The organism is Pontibacter chitinilyticus (assembly GCF_039748935.1).
GTDB lineage: Bacteria > Bacteroidota > Bacteroidia > Cytophagales > Hymenobacteraceae > Pontibacter > Pontibacter chitinilyticus.
Window position 1 is genome coordinate 390985 of record NZ_JBDIZJ010000001.1, and the last position, 19349, is coordinate 410333.

At 48.9% G+C, this 19349-nt stretch carries 15 protein-coding genes, 1 tRNA gene and 1 other RNA gene; 7 read left to right on the forward strand and 10 right to left on the reverse strand.

Going from position 1 to position 19349, the window contains the following annotated elements; translation table 11 throughout:
* The first annotated feature begins 529 nt into the window (after positions 1-529).
* From ABDW72_RS01640 to ABDW72_RS01655, 4 genes are read left to right on the forward strand one after another with little or no spacing between them, the layout of a single operon-like run.
* Entirely contained in the window at positions 530-1441 is a 912-nt protein-coding gene (locus ABDW72_RS01640) for an ABC transporter ATP-binding protein (protein WP_347156710.1), read from the forward strand.
* Positions 1438-5142 carry a M1 family aminopeptidase gene (locus tag ABDW72_RS01645; RefSeq protein WP_347156711.1) on the forward strand — a complete coding sequence of 1235 codons (3705 nt, stop codon included), beginning with the start codon at positions 1438-1440 and terminating at the stop codon, positions 5140-5142. Before ABDW72_RS01640 ends, ABDW72_RS01645 begins: the two co-directional genes overlap by 4 nt.
* Before the next feature lie 23 nt (positions 5143-5165).
* Positions 5166-6656, forward strand: a complete 1491-nt coding sequence (locus tag ABDW72_RS01650) for a sensor histidine kinase (protein WP_347156712.1) — start codon at positions 5166-5168, stop codon at positions 6654-6656.
* Positions 6657-6698: 42 nt separating this feature from the next.
* On the forward strand, positions 6699-7373 hold the full coding sequence (locus tag ABDW72_RS01655; protein WP_347156713.1) for a LytR/AlgR family response regulator transcription factor: 675 nt from the start codon (positions 6699-6701) through the stop codon (positions 7371-7373).
* Between the two features lie 1286 nt (positions 7374-8659).
* Here ABDW72_RS01655 and ABDW72_RS01660 read toward each other — a convergent pair.
* From ABDW72_RS01660 to ABDW72_RS01690, 7 genes are all read right to left on the reverse strand, one after another.
* Entirely contained in the window at positions 8660-10933 is a 2274-nt protein-coding gene (locus ABDW72_RS01660; protein ID WP_347156714.1) for a hypothetical protein, read from the reverse strand.
* On the reverse strand, positions 10893-11501 hold the full coding sequence (locus ABDW72_RS01665) for a hypothetical protein (protein WP_347156715.1): 609 nt from the start codon (positions 11499-11501) through the stop codon (positions 10893-10895). The genes ABDW72_RS01660 and ABDW72_RS01665 overlap by 41 nt, the downstream gene beginning before the upstream one ends.
* Before the next feature lie 82 nt (positions 11502-11583).
* Entirely contained in the window at positions 11584-12765 is a 1182-nt protein-coding gene (locus tag ABDW72_RS01670) for a helix-turn-helix domain-containing protein (protein WP_347156716.1), read from the reverse strand.
* Between the two features lie 445 nt (positions 12766-13210).
* Complete coding sequence (locus ABDW72_RS01675) at positions 13211-13696, reverse strand: transposase (RefSeq protein ID WP_347156717.1); 486 nt, start codon at positions 13694-13696, stop codon at positions 13211-13213.
* Positions 13693-14127 (reverse strand): IS110 family transposase, encoded by a 435-nt coding sequence (locus ABDW72_RS01680; RefSeq protein WP_347157070.1) that lies wholly within the window; start codon positions 14125-14127, stop codon positions 13693-13695. The genes ABDW72_RS01675 and ABDW72_RS01680 overlap by 4 nt, the downstream gene beginning before the upstream one ends.
* 72 nt (positions 14128-14199) lie before the next feature.
* On the reverse strand, positions 14200-14355 hold the full coding sequence (locus ABDW72_RS01685; protein ID WP_347156718.1) for a hypothetical protein: 156 nt from the start codon (positions 14353-14355) through the stop codon (positions 14200-14202).
* A gap of 283 nt (positions 14356-14638) precedes the next feature.
* Positions 14639-14710, reverse strand: a tRNA-Glu gene (locus ABDW72_RS01690).
* Between the two features lie 200 nt (positions 14711-14910).
* Between ABDW72_RS01690 and ABDW72_RS01695 the strand changes: the two genes are divergently transcribed.
* The 3 genes from ABDW72_RS01695 (at position 14911) to ABDW72_RS01705 (ending at position 16475) form a co-directional block, all read left to right on the forward strand.
* Positions 14911-15186 carry a hypothetical protein gene (locus ABDW72_RS01695; protein WP_347156719.1) on the forward strand — a complete coding sequence of 92 codons (276 nt, stop codon included), beginning with the start codon at positions 14911-14913 and terminating at the stop codon, positions 15184-15186.
* 67 nt (positions 15187-15253) lie between these two features.
* Entirely contained in the window at positions 15254-15586 is a 333-nt protein-coding gene (locus ABDW72_RS01700) for a hypothetical protein (protein ID WP_347156720.1), read from the forward strand.
* 178 nt (positions 15587-15764) lie between these two features.
* Positions 15765-16475, forward strand: coding sequence for an SIMPL domain-containing protein (locus tag ABDW72_RS01705; RefSeq protein WP_347156721.1), 711 nt, complete (start codon positions 15765-15767; stop codon positions 16473-16475).
* A gap of 64 nt (positions 16476-16539) precedes the next feature.
* Here ABDW72_RS01705 and ABDW72_RS01710 read toward each other — a convergent pair whose 3' ends face one another.
* The 3 genes from ABDW72_RS01710 to ABDW72_RS01720 form a co-directional block, all read right to left on the reverse strand.
* Entirely contained in the window at positions 16540-17544 is a 1005-nt protein-coding gene (locus tag ABDW72_RS01710; protein WP_347156722.1) for a hypothetical protein, read from the reverse strand.
* A 199-nt stretch (positions 17545-17743) separates the two neighbouring features.
* Positions 17744-18132: RNase P RNA component class A (gene rnpB / locus ABDW72_RS01715), an RNA gene on the reverse strand.
* A gap of 172 nt (positions 18133-18304) precedes the next feature.
* Positions 18305-19255, reverse strand: a complete 951-nt coding sequence (locus ABDW72_RS01720; RefSeq protein WP_347156723.1) for a Smr/MutS family protein — start codon at positions 19253-19255, stop codon at positions 18305-18307.
* Between the last annotated feature and the right edge of the window lie 94 nt (positions 19256-19349).

The window sequence follows — 19349 nt, forward strand, 5'->3', positions numbered from 1 at the left end:
ATGCTGGAGCTTTTTTTTAGCCCACTTATACTTGCCTAAATCAAAAATGCCACTGACTATCAGTGGCATTTTTGATTTAAAGGTTTTGGAGCTGACTCTATGCTTAGCTGGCGCTATCTTATACTTCTTCATGTGTACTTATCAATAATAAAACCTTGAGCCTGATGGGCAAGAAGTGGTTTTTGGGCAGCTTGTAAAGTATGAAGCTGAAACACAAGCTTATGTATAGCTTGTAGTTTTGTTAGAAGAACAGGAGACATTTGAGGATCCGAAGCGCGGTTGTTAGGTATGTTTTGGTAAAACAAACTGAAGGCGCAGGAGCAGGAAGTATAAAATCGGAACATACTGCACGCTTAGATCATACTTCCTCCCGTAGTAAGCCAATATCGCTAATTCAAGAAAGGACCTCTTCATCCCATCTTTCCGCCACTTCATCACATTTAGTTGATGTCCTTTTCGAGGTTATCTATTCTTACCGGAGAAAAGCAGAAATGCTTGCTGACTCTGGAAAAGTAGATAAAATAAAACGATGGAATTAACGATTAGAAACGTGTCCAAAACCTACCCCAACGGGGTACAGGCGCTTCGGAATATCAGCCTGACTATTCCCGCAGGCATGTATGGTTTGTTGGGACCGAATGGGGCAGGTAAATCCACCCTGATGCGCATACTGGCTACCCTGCAGGACCCCGACGAAGGAGAAATACGGTTGTATGACGTAGATGTGGTGCGGCAGAAAGACAAAGTGCGGCAAACGCTCGGTTACCTTCCCCAGGAGTTTGGTGTTTACCGCAATGCCAGCGCCGAGCGCCTGCTCGACCACTTTGCCATACTTAAAGGTATAACCCGCCGCCCAATGCGCAAAGAGGTGGTAGAAGGGCTGCTCCACCAGACGAACCTGTGGGAGGTGCGCAGGCAAAAGCTGGGCGGTTTCTCGGGTGGCATGCGGCAACGCTTTGGTGTAGCCGTAGCGCTATTGGGTAATCCAAGATTACTGATCGTGGATGAGCCTACGGCCGGCTTGGACCCATCGGAGCGGGTACGTTTCCTGAACCTGCTGTGCGAACTAGGGGAGAACAGCGTTGTGATCCTTTCCACGCACATCGTGGAAGATGTATCAGAGTTGTGTACCAACATGGCGATCATCAACAAGGGAGAGATATTGCTGGAAGCGGAGCCCTTACGCGCTACCGAAACACTGCAGGGGCGTATCTGGCGAAAGGTGATGGAGAAGAGCGGCTTGCAGGAGGTGGAGCAGGAGCATGCTGTGATATCCAACAAGTTGCTGGGCGGCAACTATGTGGTGCGCGTGCTTGGTGACAGTCATCCGGGGAATGGCTTCGAGCTGGCAGAGGCTAACCTGGAGGATGTATACTTTAGTACCATGGCAGGCCACTACGGAAAGCATTGGGAGCAGCTTGTAAAGGAGCCGGTGCTATGAAACTCCGGGAGATCTTCTGCTTTGAAACGGCGTACCAGTTGCGCCGTGCCTCTACCTGGTTTTATGTGGGGCTGTTCCTGGCGCTTACGTTTATGATGGCGGCCAGCTTTACAGATAACGTGCGGAACGGGGATTACCTGCTAAACGCGCCTGTGGTAACGGCTGCCATTACCGCAATAGCTACTTTGCTAGGATTGTTGGTTGCTGCGGCTGTGGCAGGCAATGCGGCCACCCACGCTGTGCAGGCAAACATGGAGCCACTGCTGTATACGTCGCCTATAAGCAAGTTTGCCTACCTAGCTGGCCGGTTTTTCAGTGCTTTTGCAATTAGTGCGCTGGTATTGGCTACAGTACCGATAGGGCTTATACTTGCTTATTTTATCGAGGGAGCAGACGCTACGCTTTACGGCCCTTTCCAGCCTTTTCCCTATCTCAGTGCCTACTTCTTAATCGCTTTGCCGAACATGTTCGCCGCTACGGCTATCCTGTTTACTGCCGCCTCGCTAACGCGGCATGCGCTTGCCAGTTTTTTAACCGGCGGCGTTCTGTTTATGCTGGGGCTTACAAGCAAAGAGCTGCTGGCAGACCAACTGGGGAAGTGGGCACTGGCCAAACAGCTGGATTTTTCAACCTTCACCTTAATGAGCGAGCTTAAGCATACGCTCACGCCACTGAATATTAACACCGAGCCGGTCAGTATAAGCGGTTGGCTGCTCTGGAACCGTTCGCTTTGGTTGATGATCGCGCTGGCTTTTCTTGCCTTCGCATACTTCCGCTTCCAATTTGCGCACCATGTGAGTCATAGCTGGGGCATGCGCCTGTTCAAACGCAAACCAGTTAATACAACTGCAACGTGGAGCGCTCCGGTTATAAGGCCACTGGTGCAGGGCGAATTCAGCTCCAAGACGTATGTTTACCAAACCTTGGCTATTGCCACACGCACTTTTCTGGAGAACATGCTTAGCTGGGCGGGCCTGGCTACACTGGCAGCAGTTGGCTTCTTTCTGCTGATCGGGCCGGAGCTGCTGGAAGGACCGCTTGGCGTGCCGGGTATTCCTACAACAGGGCACGTCGCTGCTTTATCCCAGGACTTTACTTTCAGGTTTGTCGTTGTGGCGCTCATCACGCTGTATGCGGGGCAGCTCGTGTGGCGGGAGCGTGATGTGCGGATGAACGACATCGCCGACGCAGCGCCGGTGCCGGACGGGGTGCTGCTGGTAAGCAAACTGCTAAGCATCAGCTTTATGCTGCTAACCTTACAACTTGGGTTGATGGTGGCAGGGATGATCCTCCAAACCAGTTTAGGATACTATAAGCTGGAGATTGGCTTATACCTGCGCATACTCTTCGGGCTGCAGCTGGTCGATTATCTACTATTTGCGGTTGTGGCGATGACGGTGCAGGTGCTGGTGAACCAGAAATACATGGGGTATAGCGTGGTGTTTCTGGCTTTTCTGTTTACCGTTCTTCACGGGGAGCTTGGAGTGGACGATAACCTGCTTATTTATGGAGCGGACGCAGGCTGGACCTATTCTGATATGAGCGGCTTCGGACATGCCCTGGAGCCTTGGTTGTTGTTTAAGCTGTACTGGGCAGGCTGGGCGATGCTTTTGGCAGTTGCTGCCAGGCTTTTTTGGGTGCGGGACCGGGAAACAAGCCTTAGGGCGAGGATGCGCCGCCTGTGGGTTCGACCTTCCGAATCGCTGCTGATAACAGCAGGTATCGGCGCATTTACAGTTTATACCTTGGGCGCTTTTGTATTCTACAACACCAACACGTTAAACGGCAACAGTTCGGCTAACCAACAGGCAGCGCGTCGTGCAGCGTATGAACGGCAGTACGGGAAGTATAGAAATGCCGCGCAGCCGCTGTTAACTGCTACAAACCTAAGAGTTGAGCTTTATCCTGACCAGCGCAGGGCCCTTATCAACGGCGTTTATACGCTGGTAAATAAAAGCCTAAAAGCCATTGATACCCTTCACTTAGCGACTGCTTCGGAAGTAAAAACGGGTGCTGTAAAATTTGACAGGGCAGCAACCGCTGTACTTGTAGATGCCGATCTTGGCTACGCCATGTATATATTGCAGCGCCCTTTGCAACCCGGCGATTCGTTGCAGTTTCACTTTGAAGTATGCTTTTCGCCACAAGGCTTCCCGAACCGCGGCATTGATAATACGGTGGTGGAAAACGGCACTTTTATCGACGGGCGCGACTGGATACCCGCCATAGGTTACCAGCCGGAGCGCGAACTGGCTGGTGCCGGCGACCGCAAGCTTCACAAGTTGCCTGCCCGGCCGGCGATCGCCTCATTAGCTAATCAGGCGGAAAAGTATAACCAGCGAGGCCGCGAAAAGATCCGCTTCAACGCTATAGTGGGTACGACAGCAGATCAGACAGCCGTCGCACCCGGCAGCTTGCGCAGCACCTGGACCGAGAAGGGCAGACGTTATTTTTTTTACACGGCCGATGCACCTATTCTGAACATTTACGCTTTCTTTTCTGCCAGGTATGCCGTGCGCAAAGCGCAATGGAAGGACGTGCAGATAGAAGTCTATTATCACCCGGAACATAGCCTGAACATAGAGCGGATGCTCGGGAGTGCCAAGGCTTCACTGGCATACTATACCAAACATTTCGGACCTTATCCGCACCGGCAGCTCAAGCTTGTAGAGAAGGCTGGTCCGGGAAGCGGGGCAACGGCCTTTGCCGGCATCGTAGAATTTAGTGAAAGTTTTGCTACCCTCAATCCGGATGATGACCCGCACCAGTTCGACCTCCCTTTTGCAGTGGTTGCGCATGAGATTGCACACCAATGGTGGGCACATCAACTCACGCCGGCGCCTGTGGAGGGGGCTGCGCTGCTTACTGAAAGCCTTGCCTGGTATAGCGCCATGGGTGTGGTAGAAGAAACGTATGGTCCGGAGCACCTGCAGCGGCTGCTATATGCCATGCGCCAGTCTTACCTCACGCCTCGCTCCAGGGCGGATGTGCCGTTGCTGCGTGCAAACGACTTTTTCCAGGCTTACCGGAAAGGGCCATTCGCCATGTATACTTTGCGGGAGTATCTTGGTGCTAATCGGGTAAATGAAGCGCTCCGGCGCCTGCTGGTAAAGTATGGTTCTGTCACGCCGCTCCCCACCTCCCTTGACCTGTACCAGAAACTGCAGGAGACGACCCCTGATTCGCTGCACTACCTGCTGGCTGACTTATTTGAGAAGAACACTTTTTGGGAAGTAGAAACAGAATCAGCGCTGGCTACCCCAACAGCAGCGGGAGAATGGCAGGTAAAACTGGAGGTACAAGCGCAGAAAGTGCAGGTAGACACGGCCGGTGTGGAGACACAAGTGCCGATGGAGGAGTGGGTAGAAGTAGGTGCCTATACTATAGGAAAAGAGGGGGAGGAGCAGTTATACTTGCAAAGGCACCACGTGCACTCCGGTAGGCAGCAGCTTACCTTTACAGTACCACGTAAGCCCACCTATGCCGGCATAGATCCCCGCAATTTGCTGATCGACACCAATATGGATGATAATATTAAAGTTGTTCAGGCTACCAGTGCCTCAAGTCTGGCTGGAGCGCAAAGTAAGAACAGCCACTGGTCCGTTGCGCCAGGTATGATATACCTGATTCGTCACAAACTTCAGGGCTTTCATCACTTTTATTACCTTTCAACAAGGCTTCCTGTTAATATTGACCTATGAATGATATTGCACTAAAAAACATAATGGCTGAACCTATCCAACGGAATAAGGTAGAGTTCTGGGCCGCTACTACTATTTACGTGTTTGCGCTATTTTCGCTTTCGATAGATTATAGCCCGAACGCGTATCATTTTAATGAAGCGAACCTGGTTTACCAGTATTACGAGCATTTCTTCTGGCCACAGTTGGTGCGCTTCACCATCATTTACCTGACCTTTCTGCTGCTTAACTTTAAAGTGGTGCCCCGGCTGATGCGCAAAGAAGGCATCTGGGGGAATGCGCTGCTTGTGTTGTTTGCATTTGTAGCTGTTGGAATCGTCACTGGCATTGCAGACACTTACTTTAAGGGTTATCTGCTAGTCCGGTACGATTCCGTGCAAGACTTCTGGAATTTTATTTTCCAGAGCAGTTTGCAGAACACCCTGCGGTTATTGCTTGTGTTTGGCTTTTACACGTTTATCAAATATTTCGGACTCTACCTGCTATCCAATTCTGCTGCCATACAGTCGAAGTATAGTATGGTTACGCAAGATGTGATCACAACACTTATGGTGTGGCTGGTGAGTGTGTTCATACTGGTTGTATTTGATTTAGGTGAAGAAATAACGGCAGTCTGGATCATTGTATCACTTAGTGCTATCCTGTTATACTTCTTCTCTTTTTACTCCCTCATCCCTAAAGTACTTGCAGCAAAGCGCCCTTTGCTGGCCTATGAATTGCGGGTACTGTTAATTCTTGTGCTTTCTTATTTGCCGGTGGCTTTCCTGTTACTACCTATGGTGCACAACGAAGATGCTGCTTTTGGGATCAGTTTTTTTAACTCCCTGTTTCAGCTGGTTGTTGCAGGGCCTGTTACCTGGGTCTTGTATCAGCGGCAGCTCAAAGGAAAAGAAGAGGTGTTTGTGCTGAAAAAGGAGCTAGGGCACTCTGCTGCCAACCTCGATTTTCTGAGGTCGCAGATCAACCCGCACTTTTTGTTTAATGCTCTGAACACGCTTTATGGCACGGCCCTGCAGGAGAACAGCGAGCGCACGGCACAAGGTATCCAGATGCTGGGTGACATGATGCGGTTTATGCTGCACGAAAACCACCAGCAACGCATCCTGCTGGCGCGCGAAATCGAATACATGCGCAACTACATCGATCTGCAGTTGCTGCGCACTTCTGCCTCACCCGAAATCGCTATTGAAACCAATATAGAGGAGGTGCTGGATCAAAAGTATATTGCGCCCATGCTGCTGATTCCTTTCGTAGAAAATGCCTTCAAACATGGTATAAGTCTGCAGCAGAAGTCGTGGATACGCATCAGCCTGCACTGCGAACAGAACAAGCTATACTTCGACGTATATAACAGCATACACAAAAAGTCAGAGAACGACCCGGAGAAAAACAAATCAGGGGTTGGTTTGAAAAATGTGAAGCAGCGCCTGGAGCTATTATACCCTGCAAAGTATGAGCTGATCATCCGCGAAACACCGGAGGAGTACTTTGTGCACCTGACGCTCGAACTATAAGCAGGATTTAAGTATATTTCAGAAGCAAGTATAAAAGCAGGTATGAGAGCAATAGCAATAGACGATGAGCCCATGGCGTTGGAAGTGGTGCGGTCGCATGCCGGCAAGGTGCCTTTTCTGGAGTTGGTTGCCTGCTTTACCGATGCTTTTAAAGCCATGGAGTACCTGCAGCATGAACCCATAGAACTGCTTTTCCTCGACATTAAAATGCCGGATATTTCGGGACTTGAGTTTGTGACCAGCTTACAGAAAAAGCCGCTGGTCATTTTCACCACCGCCTATTCCGAGCATGCGGTCACCAGTTTCGAGCTGGATGCTATTGACTACCTGCTGAAGCCTTTCTCGTTGCCGCGGTTCATCAAAGCCTGCAACAAAGCCCACGAATTAATACAGTTAAGAGGCGCCTCAGCGCCAGCCAAAGATTACCTTTTCCTGAAGACGGGGTACGAGCAGGTGAAAGTGTACTTTGAGGAAATTTTATACCTGGAGGCCGCAGGGAATTATGTAACCTTTGTGCTGAATGATAAAAAATTGCTCACCCGCATGACGATCATTGAAGCTAGCGACCTGCTACCTGCAGATCAGTTCATACGCGTGCACCGCTCTTACATAGTCGCCAAAAACAGGATTTCCAAAATAGAGCGCCATCAGGTAATTGTTCAGGGGAACGAAGTCCCGATTGGAGGCTCCTACATACAGCAACTGCAGGTAGTCTAATCCTTAGTGGGTTGTACAGTTTCGTTTTCGTTGGCTTACGCCACGCTCATATCGAACTCTCGGTACCTCCCCTCGGCCTGCTCCATCATCTCATTCGGAATCTTCTGCATCTCGGCTTTTTTCCGCCGTTTAGTTTTTAAACCAGTGCTTTAGTCCTTGTAATGCGTCAGGAATCCAGACTTATCTATATTCTCAAAATAATAAAGGGCAGATGAGTAGTGATTCTCCTCTGGCAGTACCACCAACTGCCATTACTCCTGAACGGGGTTGTTGTGAATGTACCCTAGTTTCTGTTCCGTAACAGCATTAATGTAATGCTAAGCCAACTACGCGTTTCGCTTATATAGTTAGTACTGCCGGTCGTTTGCCCTACCCTAAACTTCTTAAGTACAGCAGGGGCTATCGTTAAATTTATAGTGTGGGAAGATTTTGCAGCACCATAAGCCGGAAGAAGTTTCCGCGCATAAAACTGCAACAGAAAAGGACGAAGTAACTGAAAAGGTAAACTGCAGGTTGGCTATGGCATTCTCATTGGGCAATTTAAGCGAAAAAAGGTTTGTTTAACTACCCGCGTCAACTCCTTTTTCGGCCTTGCAAGCGAGATTTCGCAGAAAATGGGGCAAAAAGAAAAGTATTGAAACTGACTTTTTCCTCCTGGTAGACCGAAGGAGTGAAATATCGAACCATATCCATATTGATTTAGTGGCTGTGGATATTTTTATTGGAGTAAAAGAGGATTGGTAAAGCTTTTAAAAAAGCTGAAGTTGCTGTTTAACATATCAAATAGTATGAGCTGGTCCCCCTTCTTTCAGTTATGAGCTTTAGACGTGGTGAAAAAGCTTCCAACCTCCTTTATGGAATGGTTGGCAGCCGTTTCATACCTCCGAGTTCCGGCCAAAGTGGTAAATGTTCCTGGTTCGGATTTGACCCTTTACCTCTTATTGGAGAAGCTGAGGTATAGTTCGTCGGCGCTCTGATGGGGGACAGTGGATATATAAAAGTACTGCTATTCTCTGCTGGCCAGCACCGGTGGCGCTAGATTGGACCACTCCAGGGTGAGCAGATAGCTTTCATGTTCAAGTTTGAAGACGCGTTATTCAACTTCCTGCCACACGGGTGGGCGTGGAGCAGGAATGCTTTCATACCCTGCTCGCACATCTCAAAGAAGTCCTTCATCAGGTAAGCATGTACGTTGGTGCAGCGTGGCTTCAGTTTCAACTAAAGACAGCTACAAGCATTTTTACTTTCAGCTTTTGGCCTGTTTTTGAAAAGGTGTAGAACATGAATCAATTTGCCAATTCGAAGCGGGCTACGAGAAACTGAAAGGGAGTGGTTTCTGCTAAATCATCATTAAAGGTATAGTTATACCGGAAAACCAGCGTACTGGAGAACAGACGCAGGAAACGCAAGTCAATGAGCAATTCTGCACCGGTACTGTTTAACTTGCCTTGCTGCTCTACCAGTTTAACTTTTGAGTAGTCGAAGAAGAGATTTGTGCGAAGACGCTGGAGAAAAGCCACAGGGCCTAATGAAATATCCGGGTACCAGACAGGGAATTCATAGTTCGCGGAAACCACTGCTATTTCTCTGAATGGGTCAGGCCTGTAACCCCGTGGCATTACAAAATCATCTGGAAAGCGATAAGTTTGCTGTACTGCCTCTTTTTTCCAGGCACCGCGGAAGTTTAAAGAATGCGTACGAGCGAAACCGGGAAAGAAAAGGGCACCGGCAGCAACTATACGTTCCGGTGCCTCATCAAAGGCTTTTTGGTATTCGAGACTGGCGACCTGGCCCCAGCGGGGCTGCACCTGCTGGCGCGCACGTTGCAGCAACCGGCTAAAGGTAACTACGCTCCGGTAGCTATTGAAGCCCAGCTTTCTGGTGGTTTGCTCCTCAGTGAGCGGATCAATGAAGGCCACATTGTAATGCGCAATCGCCCCACCAATTTCCAGATTGGTGAAGTACTTCCCCTGCGTTAGTCTGAACGGAAATCTTACTCCACCTGAAACATACTTTTCTGTCCATTCCTGGTTCCTTATTACCACTTCACTAGCTTCTCGTGTCTCGGCTTTTCGGCGCGTCCGGAGGCCGTACTCCAGGTCCAGAATGGGGTAAAGCGCGGCATAGGCCAGGTTAACTTTTGCTCCTAAAGCATTTTCGTTGGTGTTATAGAAGGCTCCTATTGTGCCGCGCAGGGTGCTCATCAGGTTGCGTGTATAAAAGTCGATGCCATACTGGTTGTTGCCGAGGGTAGGAAACCAACCATAAATATTGAACAAGCCATCGGTGAGGGCATGATATTTTCGAATTTGATAATCGCTGGGGAAAGTAGTGGCGGCAAGGTTCTGCTTCTCCGCTGCGGGTAATGGGTCCAGGAAAGGGAGTTCTGCAACCTGATCAGCGGGCAACTCCTCCCACCGCTGTGGGTTTAGGTCTGTTTCTTCCAGCTGGTATCCCCTGGCTGTATAGTTACTGTAGAGCAGCTTTTTACCATCGGGTGAAACAGTCGGGTCAAAAGCCCCGAACCGCACGGAGGTTACCTGGTATACTTTCTCGGTGGTCCGGTTGTAGGCATAAATGTTATTGATGCCTGTGTAGCCGCCGGAGAAGAATACATACTCGCCAAAGGCGAAGGGGCGCGACAAAGGAACATTCGTGAAGGGCAGCAGAACGTTGGTTGCACCGGTTTCGATGTCTGTCTCGGTTATACGGTTTCCTTTCTCCGTTACCTCCAGGGCTATTATACTATTTCCCTGTTCACCCCAGCGCGGCTGCGCCAGTTGTGTACCATCCGCTATAGGCCATTCCCGCAGTAGTTCTCCTGTTCCGGAATCAAGTATGACTAAAGAATTGTGACCAAACTTATCTACGTGCACCGCTGCGATTTTACTTGCGTCAGGAGAGGGGGCGGGAGCGAAGTAGCGGGTTTTAGAGGTAAGTTTTTTTGTTTCGCCGGTACGGGTGTTGTAGGTCTTGATGATGGAGTAATCCTGGTTTACCCACCGCTCATCGTAGGCAGCCTCTGCCCAAGTTATAAATTCGCCCGCACCCGAAAACATGAGGTGATCTTCGGTATAAACGCCATAGGGAAACAAGGCTTCCTCTTCCCCTCCGGGAGAGATTCTGTAAAACGTTCTGATCTCGTCCAGGGCATCTTTCAGGGCTATGACGGATCCGTCTGGCAGATAATGCGGGAAGCGGTAGTTGGTATAGTTTGTTCTGCCGGATTTGGTGATGAAGTTGGCAGGCGTAAGCGTTGTACTTTTATCTGTTTGTTGCCAAAGGCTGTCCAATTCCTGAATGGTTGCCTGGTACAGCATTTCGGTACTGAGTCCGGTATACTTTTTTAAGCTGCGGGTAAAAGCATAAACCGGAAGGCTGTGGTGCGTTTCGTAAAGTACATCATGCCAAATGTTATTGCCATAATCCCGGCGGGCTTTACTTGTCATGTAATAGCCGATGCGGTAAGGGTTCGGTACGAAATCTTTGAAGGAGGAAGGGTAATTAAACTTCTCATAACTATACCGGTAACCGGATAAGAGCAGCGCGCGGGTTTCCATATGAAAACTGGGCACTCGCCCCCGCCCGGCGTTTGTTAAAGCAGTTTCGGTTACCACGGCATCTCCCTCCCGGAACCACAGAGGCTGGTTTACCAACGCATTCAGCAGCCCACCCTGTCTGCCCCAACAGTATCTTAAAGGGAAGCGCTACGCCTTGGTTTGCCATATGAAACTGCTGACTGTGGCGGTATTCGTGGGTGGTAAGGTAGGTTAGCCAGAGCGTGGGACCTGCAAAGAGGTTCTGTGGGGGCGTTATATAAAACTCGTTTCGCCATGGCGCAGGTGTGGAAAAGCCGGCAGGCATAGCAGACTGGTTTTGCAGGATGGTAGGGATGCGTTTCGTCCGTCCGGTGCCTACCAGGCTGCTGTCGTGTCGCTGCTGCCAGGCCATAATACCTGCAGCACGGAAGGCCAGGGAATCTAATCCTTTTGGGAAGATTACCCTTCCGGCAGGCGCATCAATTTGCCGCCACTCTATAGACGGAGGGTTGAGACCTATTTCTTCCTGGGCCGATACAGTTAGTGTAAATAGGAAAAAGCTGAAAAGTAACGAAGCAGTTTTAAACATACACCTGGTGTTTTTACTACACAAGTATACCGTTCAGACGCAGGAAAGGCTGTTGCTAACCAACCAAAAGCTGTTCTGTCCGCTACGATAGCACTTCTTTAAGCCGAATTTCAGAGCTATGATTGCTACTGGCTTTCCATTTACTTGGCGTGACCCCGGTGAACTTTTTGAAATTGCTGTTGAAGGCAGTTTTAGATTTAAAACCAGCTTCGTTACCAAGCGCTGCTAAATTAAGGTGGGCAAAGCGGGCATCTGCCAGCAGGCGCTTTACTTCTTCTACCCGGTAGGCATTTACAAATTCATAGAAATTTTGGCCTAGCGTTTCATTGATAACTTCGGTAAGGTGATTGCGTGAGATGCTTAATTTTTCGGCTAAGGCATGAATAGTCAACTCCGGGTCGAGGTATGGCTTTTCAGTTTCCATATACTTTTGCAAAAGGCTGGCATAGGTTTCGGCCTGGCTGCTCTTTAACCCGGAGCGCTGGTATTTCTCCGTACCTTTTGCTGCAGGCAGACCTGCAATTGATTCCGGTAAAGCTTCCAGGGCAGAGGCAGATCTGGGAAGTATAAAAAGAGCAGGTTGAAACAGTACCCGGTAACTCATCAAGTAAACAGAGACTGTGATCAGCGCCTGTACCAGGATGTAGTATTCACCGGCACCTTCCATACCAAAAATAACCAGATGTGTAATGCCGAACGACAAAAAATAGATTCCTGTCAGCAGCGTAACCAGGAACATCAGCCATCGCAGGTCTTTCGCTTCCAAGGACGAGTGGATTTGTAGGATCGCCAGTCGGTGGTGATAAAGTTTGCGGAAAGCCAGCACATTGTAGGTCAGCAGCTGGATGACCAGCACTTCAAACAATACCAGTTCAAAAACCGGAAAATCCTTTCGCAGGCTTTGCCCCGAAACTAAGACTAATATAGTATCTGCAAGAAAGAAGGTAGCGAAAGGAATAAAATGAAGCGTTTGCCTTGCCTTGAAAACAGGCTGCTGAACGGTGAGGAAATATACAAAGAGGTATAGTAGGGGGCCATATAGGAAGTTGGAAAAGCCCAGAAAGCTAAAAAGAAGTTTGCCCGTGCTGCCCGTCACATTTTCGGTAAGGAAATTCTCGAGCATTCCTACTGAGAAGATAAACAGGTAAACCCCAAGCATCTGACTGGCCGGATGGTTTCTTCCTTTCCGGAAAAATATAAGCGAGAGCAATGTGCCCTGCAACGCGCATAGAATAGAGATCAGAAAGTATAACCGCTCATTCATAGGTATTTGGGTTAACAGGCACAGCTATTTAAATTAAGTTAATTTCCACCACTTTCGCAATTGCTTCTGTTTTACTGTTTCGTAGCGTATAGGTAATTTGTGCTAATGGCGTTGGGCTTGAAAGGTGTGTCTCGAAGAGTAAAGCAGAGATGAAGTGCCAGGTGTCTAGTCCTCATATAGGTTGACAACCTATTCACGTAAAACGGCAGAATAAAGTGACGGGGCTAGTGATTATCTTTAATAGCCCTTGCTCTTAGTGCTACTCATTTTTCTATCTCACGAAACTGCAACAGGATCCGGTGGCGCAAAGTATGGGGCGGCTATACCCCCTTAAAAGCACATAAGCAGGTGACGCGAGAAAGATTTCGGAATTTGGTGTCCGAAGCGCATAAAAAAAGTACTGTTTTATAAATCAAGTAAACTTGAGGAAAATCTTCCGTCTATTCTATTGACGAAGGAGAGTTTCACTCGAGAGATCGGACGGAAGCTCATTCAGTGTAAGCAGGTCTGTGGATCTGCCTACTTTGTTTTCAAGGACTCCGTCTTTGTAATGAAGGAGAGGCTTTCTCTCCTGATCTCCGGAAGCTGAGGGTTTGTCTTGAAATACTGTTCCGTTTTTCCACATCGAGTAGATGAGCAGCAGCAGTTTGCGTTGCAGGCTCACCACGCCCACCTTCTTGCTCTCTTTCCCAAAGTTGATGCGCTGGTAAACAGTCCGCAGGGCAGCGTTGTACCGGCTGGCCACCAGGGCCGGGAAGTAAAGGGCCGCCCAAATCCTGCCGTTGCCCTTCTTGGATATCCTGGTCTTGCCCCTGACGCTGGTGCCAGACTCCCTTTCCACCACATCGAAGCCGGCGTAGCTGGTCAGCTGTTTGGCATTAGTTATGAGGGTAAAACCCTGCGTCTCGGCCAGGACAATGGCCAGGCTCAAAGTCCTTTTCCTTGTATGGTAAGAAGCCTGCTTACCTGCTCCTGCAGCCATTCCTCCTTTTGGAGCACGGCCTTTATCCTGGCCTCGCATTTGGCAATCTCGGTGTCAAACTTCTTTATCACCTCCCTGTGGGACTTGATGACAAAGGCCTGCGGCTCATGCGCAGAGAGCAGGGCGCTAAGCCTGTTGAGCAGCACCGTCCGCTCTTGCTTAAGGTCTGTGCAGTGCCTGGTCAGCTCCCGTAGTGCCTTGAAAACAGGGGCCAGTAGTTGCCAGGCAGGCAGCTGGCGCTCAGCCCCCAGCTGGGCGATGACTCTAGCGTGGATGCGGTCCGTTTTGCTTTTGACGTTGAGGCTCTTGCCGAAGTGCTTGACCTTGTTGGGAAGCACAACCGAGACTGACTGTTTGAGCTTGTGCAGGTGATAGGCCAGGGGCTAATAGTTAATACCTGTGGCCTCCATCACAAAACTCACCGGCAAGGCAGGAGTAACCTGCTTACGCGACTACTTAAGCAGTTGTTTGAAGCCCCTGGTGCTGTTGTCAAAGGTTGCCACCCGGGAGAAGCACAGGCTGGAGTTAGAGGAGAGTTTGCAAACGCGGGCGGTGAAGCTCTTTTTGGCGATGTCAATGCCCACGCACTGTCTTGTCATCTGTTCCATAGCATGAGTGGTTAAAGTGAGCGACCTTCTTTCTCCCTCGTCTTGCCTTTTGTCTTACACTTGCTTATCCACGGTGATAGCATTAGGTACTGCCCAGACTCTCAGAGAAAAGGTAAGGGGGAATCGAGCTTCCTTTTTTTACTGTATAGTACTGCTGACTTACCTAGCCTCCAGTCTCTCATTCCCCATGGTCAAATCACCTAGTTTAACTACGATAAAGTGACCAGTCTGAAACCTACTATAAAAGTAAAAGGCCTCCAGCTAACGCTGAAGGCCTTTCGTGTAGTCCGTAGGGGAATCGAACCCCTGTTACCAGAATGAAAATCTGGTGTCCTAACCCCTAGACGAACGGACCATCTTTCGGTTTTGATGGTGCAAAGATAAAGGGTGATTTCTTGTTTCCAATAGCTGTTGCAGAAATTTTTAAACAGCGACAGGCGCACATTGACTTTCAATTAGAAAAAGTATTAACAGCTTAATTTTGCACAGTTTTTAACAATTAGAGCTTATTTTCGTTAAAACAAACACATGTATCATCTACAAAAATAGCCACAAATGGCCAGACGCTTACAATTTGCCGGCATTAAGCCGGAATATTTTAACTCATTTAAGGATAAACTGAAACAGATGGGTCTTAGCCTACCAGGAAATCAAGGTAATTTCAGCGAGAAAGGGGTTTCAGGCATATATGCCTATGATTCTGATGCTGAAACACTTTTGATTGAGGAGTTGAAAGTAGGATTTCCTGCCAGTATGATGTTGTCGGCAGACAGCCTTGAGCAGCGGATAACGGAGATGATCAGGCAACAAGGCGGAACCTTAATGGCTTAAAAATAGACTTTGCCATAGGGTTCTGCGTATAAAAAATGGATTTTAAATTTTGAACAATTTTAGGACTATGGAAAACAATACAGCACAAAATCAGAATAATTCGAACAGCAACAAAGGGCAGCAGGATCAAAAGTCGTCTTCCGGACAGGAGGGGGTGCTTTCCTTACTACAGCCGCATGACATGTCCCGCACAGTTGAATCGGCGCTACACGTATTTCAGGGCCGCCACGAAAAATTGCCGGAACTCATGCAGGATGTAGGTACTATTATTTTAAGAGCCACTAAACGTTTTACAACTACGCAATTGATTGTAGCGGCAGGCGCTTTAACGATAGGTGCAGTGCTTCTGGCCCGCTATAGTGCCCACGACGGTGAATTTGAATATGCAGAAGCATCGTAAACTTGCACATGAAGTATAAAAAAGCCTCTGGCCTAAAAGCCAGGGGCTTTTTTTATGACTACCTCTAAAAGTTTGTATCTTGGTATGACATTTGATTAAGACTGACCTATATAGAAACAAGCTATGCTTTTGTGGAAAGCGGAAGAGCTTACTTACCCCTTATTTATACTATAAGACCATGAAAAAAACAAAATGGATTATCCTTTTCTTGTTACTGTTTGGTGTCCTGCAGACCCGGGCGCAACAGCAGCAAATGCCGCCTTTGGTAAATGTGAATGGTGTTGGAGAAGTAAAAGTGCAGCCTGATGAGGTTCTGCTCAACTTTGGAGTGGAAATGCGCGATAAAAGCCTTGATCAGGCCCGGAAGCAAACTGATGCCAAAGCTGCTGCTATCATCAATTACCTAAAGAAGCAGGGCGTGGAAGCGCGTCATATTCAGACCTCGTATGTAAATGTACAACCCATCTACAATGGCGATGCGTATGGCAAAACATCTCCGGACTTTTACATGGCACAGAAAAGTATGACTGTACTGGTGAAAAAGCTGGACAAGTTCGACCAGATTTTAGCAGGTTTATATGCAGAAGGCGTGAATCGGGTAGATGGTATTTCTTTCCAGGTAGCTGACTTAGAGAAGTATAAAGCAGAAGCCCGCAAGCGTGCGGTAAACGATGCGAAACGGAAAGCTACGGCACTTACTTCAGAATTAGGAGCAAAGCTTGGACGGGTCTATACTATTAACGAAGCAGGTTATAACGACGGTGGACCCAGACCAATGTATGCTAAAGTAATGATGGAGTCGGCGTCAAGTGACATGAGCGGGCCTTCCATTGCCGGCGGTGAAGTGATGGTTACGTCAAATGTGAGTGTCAGCTTTGTGATTGAATAAACGCAGGTTATCTATACGTGTAAAGCAACAGCGCTCCGGTTCTTAGTACCGGAGCGCTGTTGCTTTACACGTATAGGCTCTTTTCGAAGTGGAGGATGTTTCTGAACTGTTGCTGTTTATCTATGAGAAAGCTGAGTGGCTGCTGCGGATCTTTCAGAATGTCCTGTTCCCGGATGCTCCAGGGCTTAAGCATTTCCTCCAGCATGTGTGCATAGGCCAGCACCTCCCAAGGATTAAAAATAGCGCTGGTGACATCATCAATCAGCGTGTCATAGGTGATGTGATCTTCTTCGGGACTGGCTGGGCGGATAAAATATTCTGGTACCACGTTAAAAATGTAAGCAGCATAAAATACGCACGCCTTAAACTCTGCCAATTGCACCGGATGCAGCACCTTTCCTTCTGTTACCCTTTGTAGCTTGCCTAAGGCTTTATAGATAATGCTATTATCCAAGAGGGTACATATAACTGCTGTTGCGCCTAGTTTAATGCTGAAAACCATTGTCCGTAGCTCATCCTGGTATTCAAAGGGCACAGAATCTTCTTCAGGAGCAACCTCGAGCAGGAATAAAGAACAAGGCAGGAAGTCGGCAAACTTGATGGGGACTCGTAGCGATTGCAGTACTTTAAACAGCTCCCGGAACTTACCCAGCATTTTCGGTTCTTCGCTGAGCGGGTACTGCGGGGCAATCATGGGGTTCATCTCCTTGATCAACTCTGTAATTAGGATACCATAATACATCTTGCAGATCCACTGGAAGAGGCGCTTGGGCGGTAAGGCCTGTAAACCCTGCAGTCCCTTTTCGGCAGCGGCGGCTACTTCCTGTTCCAAGGGAATAATATGATCTAAATGACAATGGTTGCAGCAGGGGATGGTCAGCGCTTTGTAGGTTGTCACACTTTTATCCAGCAGGAGCAGTTCTTTAGCTGCCAGGTTATACTTGTGTTGCAGCCACTCTCCGAAAACCGGTGTTCGCTGCGTAGGTGTAATGGTGATGCCACATAAGAAACAATGCGCATCGGTAAACTGCATCTTTTCGAATGGGTCGTATAAAGTAAGGTCTCGCATGAATGTCTTTTCTGTGGGGCAAAGATAAGGTGAGAAGCTGCGAGTTCCGAATACTCTTGCTGCTGTTTTAAGTTGAATAATTATGTTAAGTAATCAAAGTGCTTACTAGTATAAACTATTGCTAGAAAAAGGTGCTCTGCATTAGCTTTACAGTTATACTTTCTGAAGTATAGGTATAAGGAGGGGAAGAAAAAAGAAAAAGAGCAGCAAGCCTGTAAGCCGGGTTCTGTCGCCCTGCCCGAAGGCACGACGTCTTATCATTTATCTAGGCCTGCACTCGCACGCAGGCTCCATCGACCTACCCACTGACATCGGACGAGCAGCCCTTAGCCTCGCACAAGGCGAGGCACTGTCAGCCTATTTGGTCTTTCAACTCCTAAGGTTTACCCAGCCGGACTGGTCACCCAGCCGCTGGTGCGCTCTTACCGCACCTTTTCACCCTTACCTCTTTTGCAGGAGGCGGTTATTTTCTGTGGCACTGGCTGTATTCCGGTTGCCCGGAACCCTTCCCGTTAGGAAGTAGGATGCTCTGCGTTGCCCGGACTTTCCTCTCCTCCCAAAAGGAGCAGCGATAAGACGGCTTGCTGTTTTTCTTTTTCCGCTGTAAAGGTAGGATTAATTGTTGAATGCTTAAATTGTTAATTGTTAGCTGCTCCTGCGGGTATGTAGGTTTGATCTTTTAGACCAGGCTAATAGAGCAGTCTTATGCTACTCAACAATTTTCTAACTCTTGGCTTTCTAACCTTCTAACTATAAAAGCTTACCTAAGTCTTACGAGCGTAGCACCGTAGCCGAACTTCTCTTTTTTGGCGTCTTCGAAAAAGCGGATGCCGGGGGTGCGGCTCAGTATTTTCTGGATCTCCTTGCGCAGCACGCCGTTTCCGGTGCCGTGGATGAAAATGATCTCGTGCATGTTGGCGGCCATAGCGCGGTGCAGGGCGTCCTCAAAGGTATCGATTTGCAGCTTAAGCATTGCGCTGTTGCTCATGCCGCTGTGGTCGTCCACCAGCTTGTCGATGTGCAGGTCTATTTCATGTTCCGGTGCCGCCAGCTTAAAGGTTTCGCTCTGCTCGGTTGCCTCCACCAGCTGCTCCCGTATCTTGTCGGTGTCTACGGCTACAGGCTTTTGGTCGAGCTGGAACAGGTAAGCCTCTTTGTTAAGCACCGGCGCTGTTTTCTTGCTCTTGTAAAAAGAGTTGGCCCGGAACTGCACGCGCTTGGTAACTGGCTCAAACAAGGTGGTGCCGCCGTTGCGGTGCGCAATGAACTGGATGAGCAGGCCCGGCCACTTTTCAAAGTCCTTCAGGTGGTAATGGGCGATCACGCGGGTGGCTTTGGGGTTCAGTTTGTCGTTCTGCAGGCCGCGGTAGCCTTTCTCGCGCTCCTCGCCGCTGGTAAACAGCACATCAAAATCTGTGTTGTTCACGATGGTGGCCGCCAGCAGCTCCTCCGACTGGTGCACCAGGGCCAGGTAAATGCCCTGTGTGGCCAGCACGGGGGCGGGCGCTTCCCTGCGCTTTACAGGGGCAGGCTCCTCGCTGCTGCTCATAAACTTCTGCTCCTCGGCCGCGATCACGACCACCTCGCGGCGCGCCACAGGTATGGTAAAATCATTATCGATAGCCACCTCTACGATGCCATTATCTAATATACGGGTGATGATGCCTTCTTCACGGCCTGACATCAGGCGCACGCGGTCTCCTACGTTCATAGTCTTGTTGTTCGTTAGTCGTTGTTCGTTCATCGGCTATACTTAACTCCCCTTGTGCTAGTGCTCCGCAAGTACAGCCTATACAAAGGTACGT

Excerpts from the sequence above, each read along its gene's own strand:
- ABDW72_RS01710 (WP_347156722.1), bottom strand. The coding sequence starts at position 17,544 with ATGCGAGACCTTACTTTATACGACCCATTCGAAAAGATGCAGTTTACC.
- ABDW72_RS01640 (WP_347156710.1), top strand. The coding sequence starts at position 530 with ATGGAATTAACGATTAGAAACGTGTCCAAAACCTACCCCAACGGGGTA.
- ABDW72_RS01705 (WP_347156721.1), top strand. The coding sequence starts at position 15,765 with ATGAAAAAAACAAAATGGATTATCCTTTTCTTGTTACTGTTTGGTGTC.
- ABDW72_RS01665 (WP_347156715.1), bottom strand. The coding sequence starts at position 11,501 with ATGTTTAAAACTGCTTCGTTACTTTTCAGCTTTTTCCTATTTACACTA.
- ABDW72_RS01650 (WP_347156712.1), top strand. The coding sequence starts at position 5,166 with ATGGCTGAACCTATCCAACGGAATAAGGTAGAGTTCTGGGCCGCTACT.
- ABDW72_RS01645 (WP_347156711.1), top strand. The coding sequence starts at position 1,438 with ATGAAACTCCGGGAGATCTTCTGCTTTGAAACGGCGTACCAGTTGCGC.
- ABDW72_RS01695 (WP_347156719.1), top strand. The coding sequence starts at position 14,911 with ATGGCCAGACGCTTACAATTTGCCGGCATTAAGCCGGAATATTTTAAC.
- ABDW72_RS01655 (WP_347156713.1), top strand. The coding sequence starts at position 6,699 with ATGAGAGCAATAGCAATAGACGATGAGCCCATGGCGTTGGAAGTGGTG.
- ABDW72_RS01685 (WP_347156718.1), bottom strand. The coding sequence starts at position 14,355 with ATGGAACAGATGACAAGACAGTGCGTGGGCATTGACATCGCCAAAAAG.
- ABDW72_RS01700 (WP_347156720.1), top strand. The coding sequence starts at position 15,254 with ATGGAAAACAATACAGCACAAAATCAGAATAATTCGAACAGCAACAAA.
- ABDW72_RS01670 (WP_347156716.1), bottom strand. The coding sequence starts at position 12,765 with ATGAATGAGCGGTTATACTTTCTGATCTCTATTCTATGCGCGTTGCAG.
- ABDW72_RS01720 (WP_347156723.1), bottom strand. The coding sequence starts at position 19,255 with ATGAACGTAGGAGACCGCGTGCGCCTGATGTCAGGCCGTGAAGAAGGC.
- ABDW72_RS01660 (WP_347156714.1), bottom strand. The coding sequence starts at position 10,933 with ATGGAAACCCGCGCGCTGCTCTTATCCGGTTACCGGTATAGTTATGAG.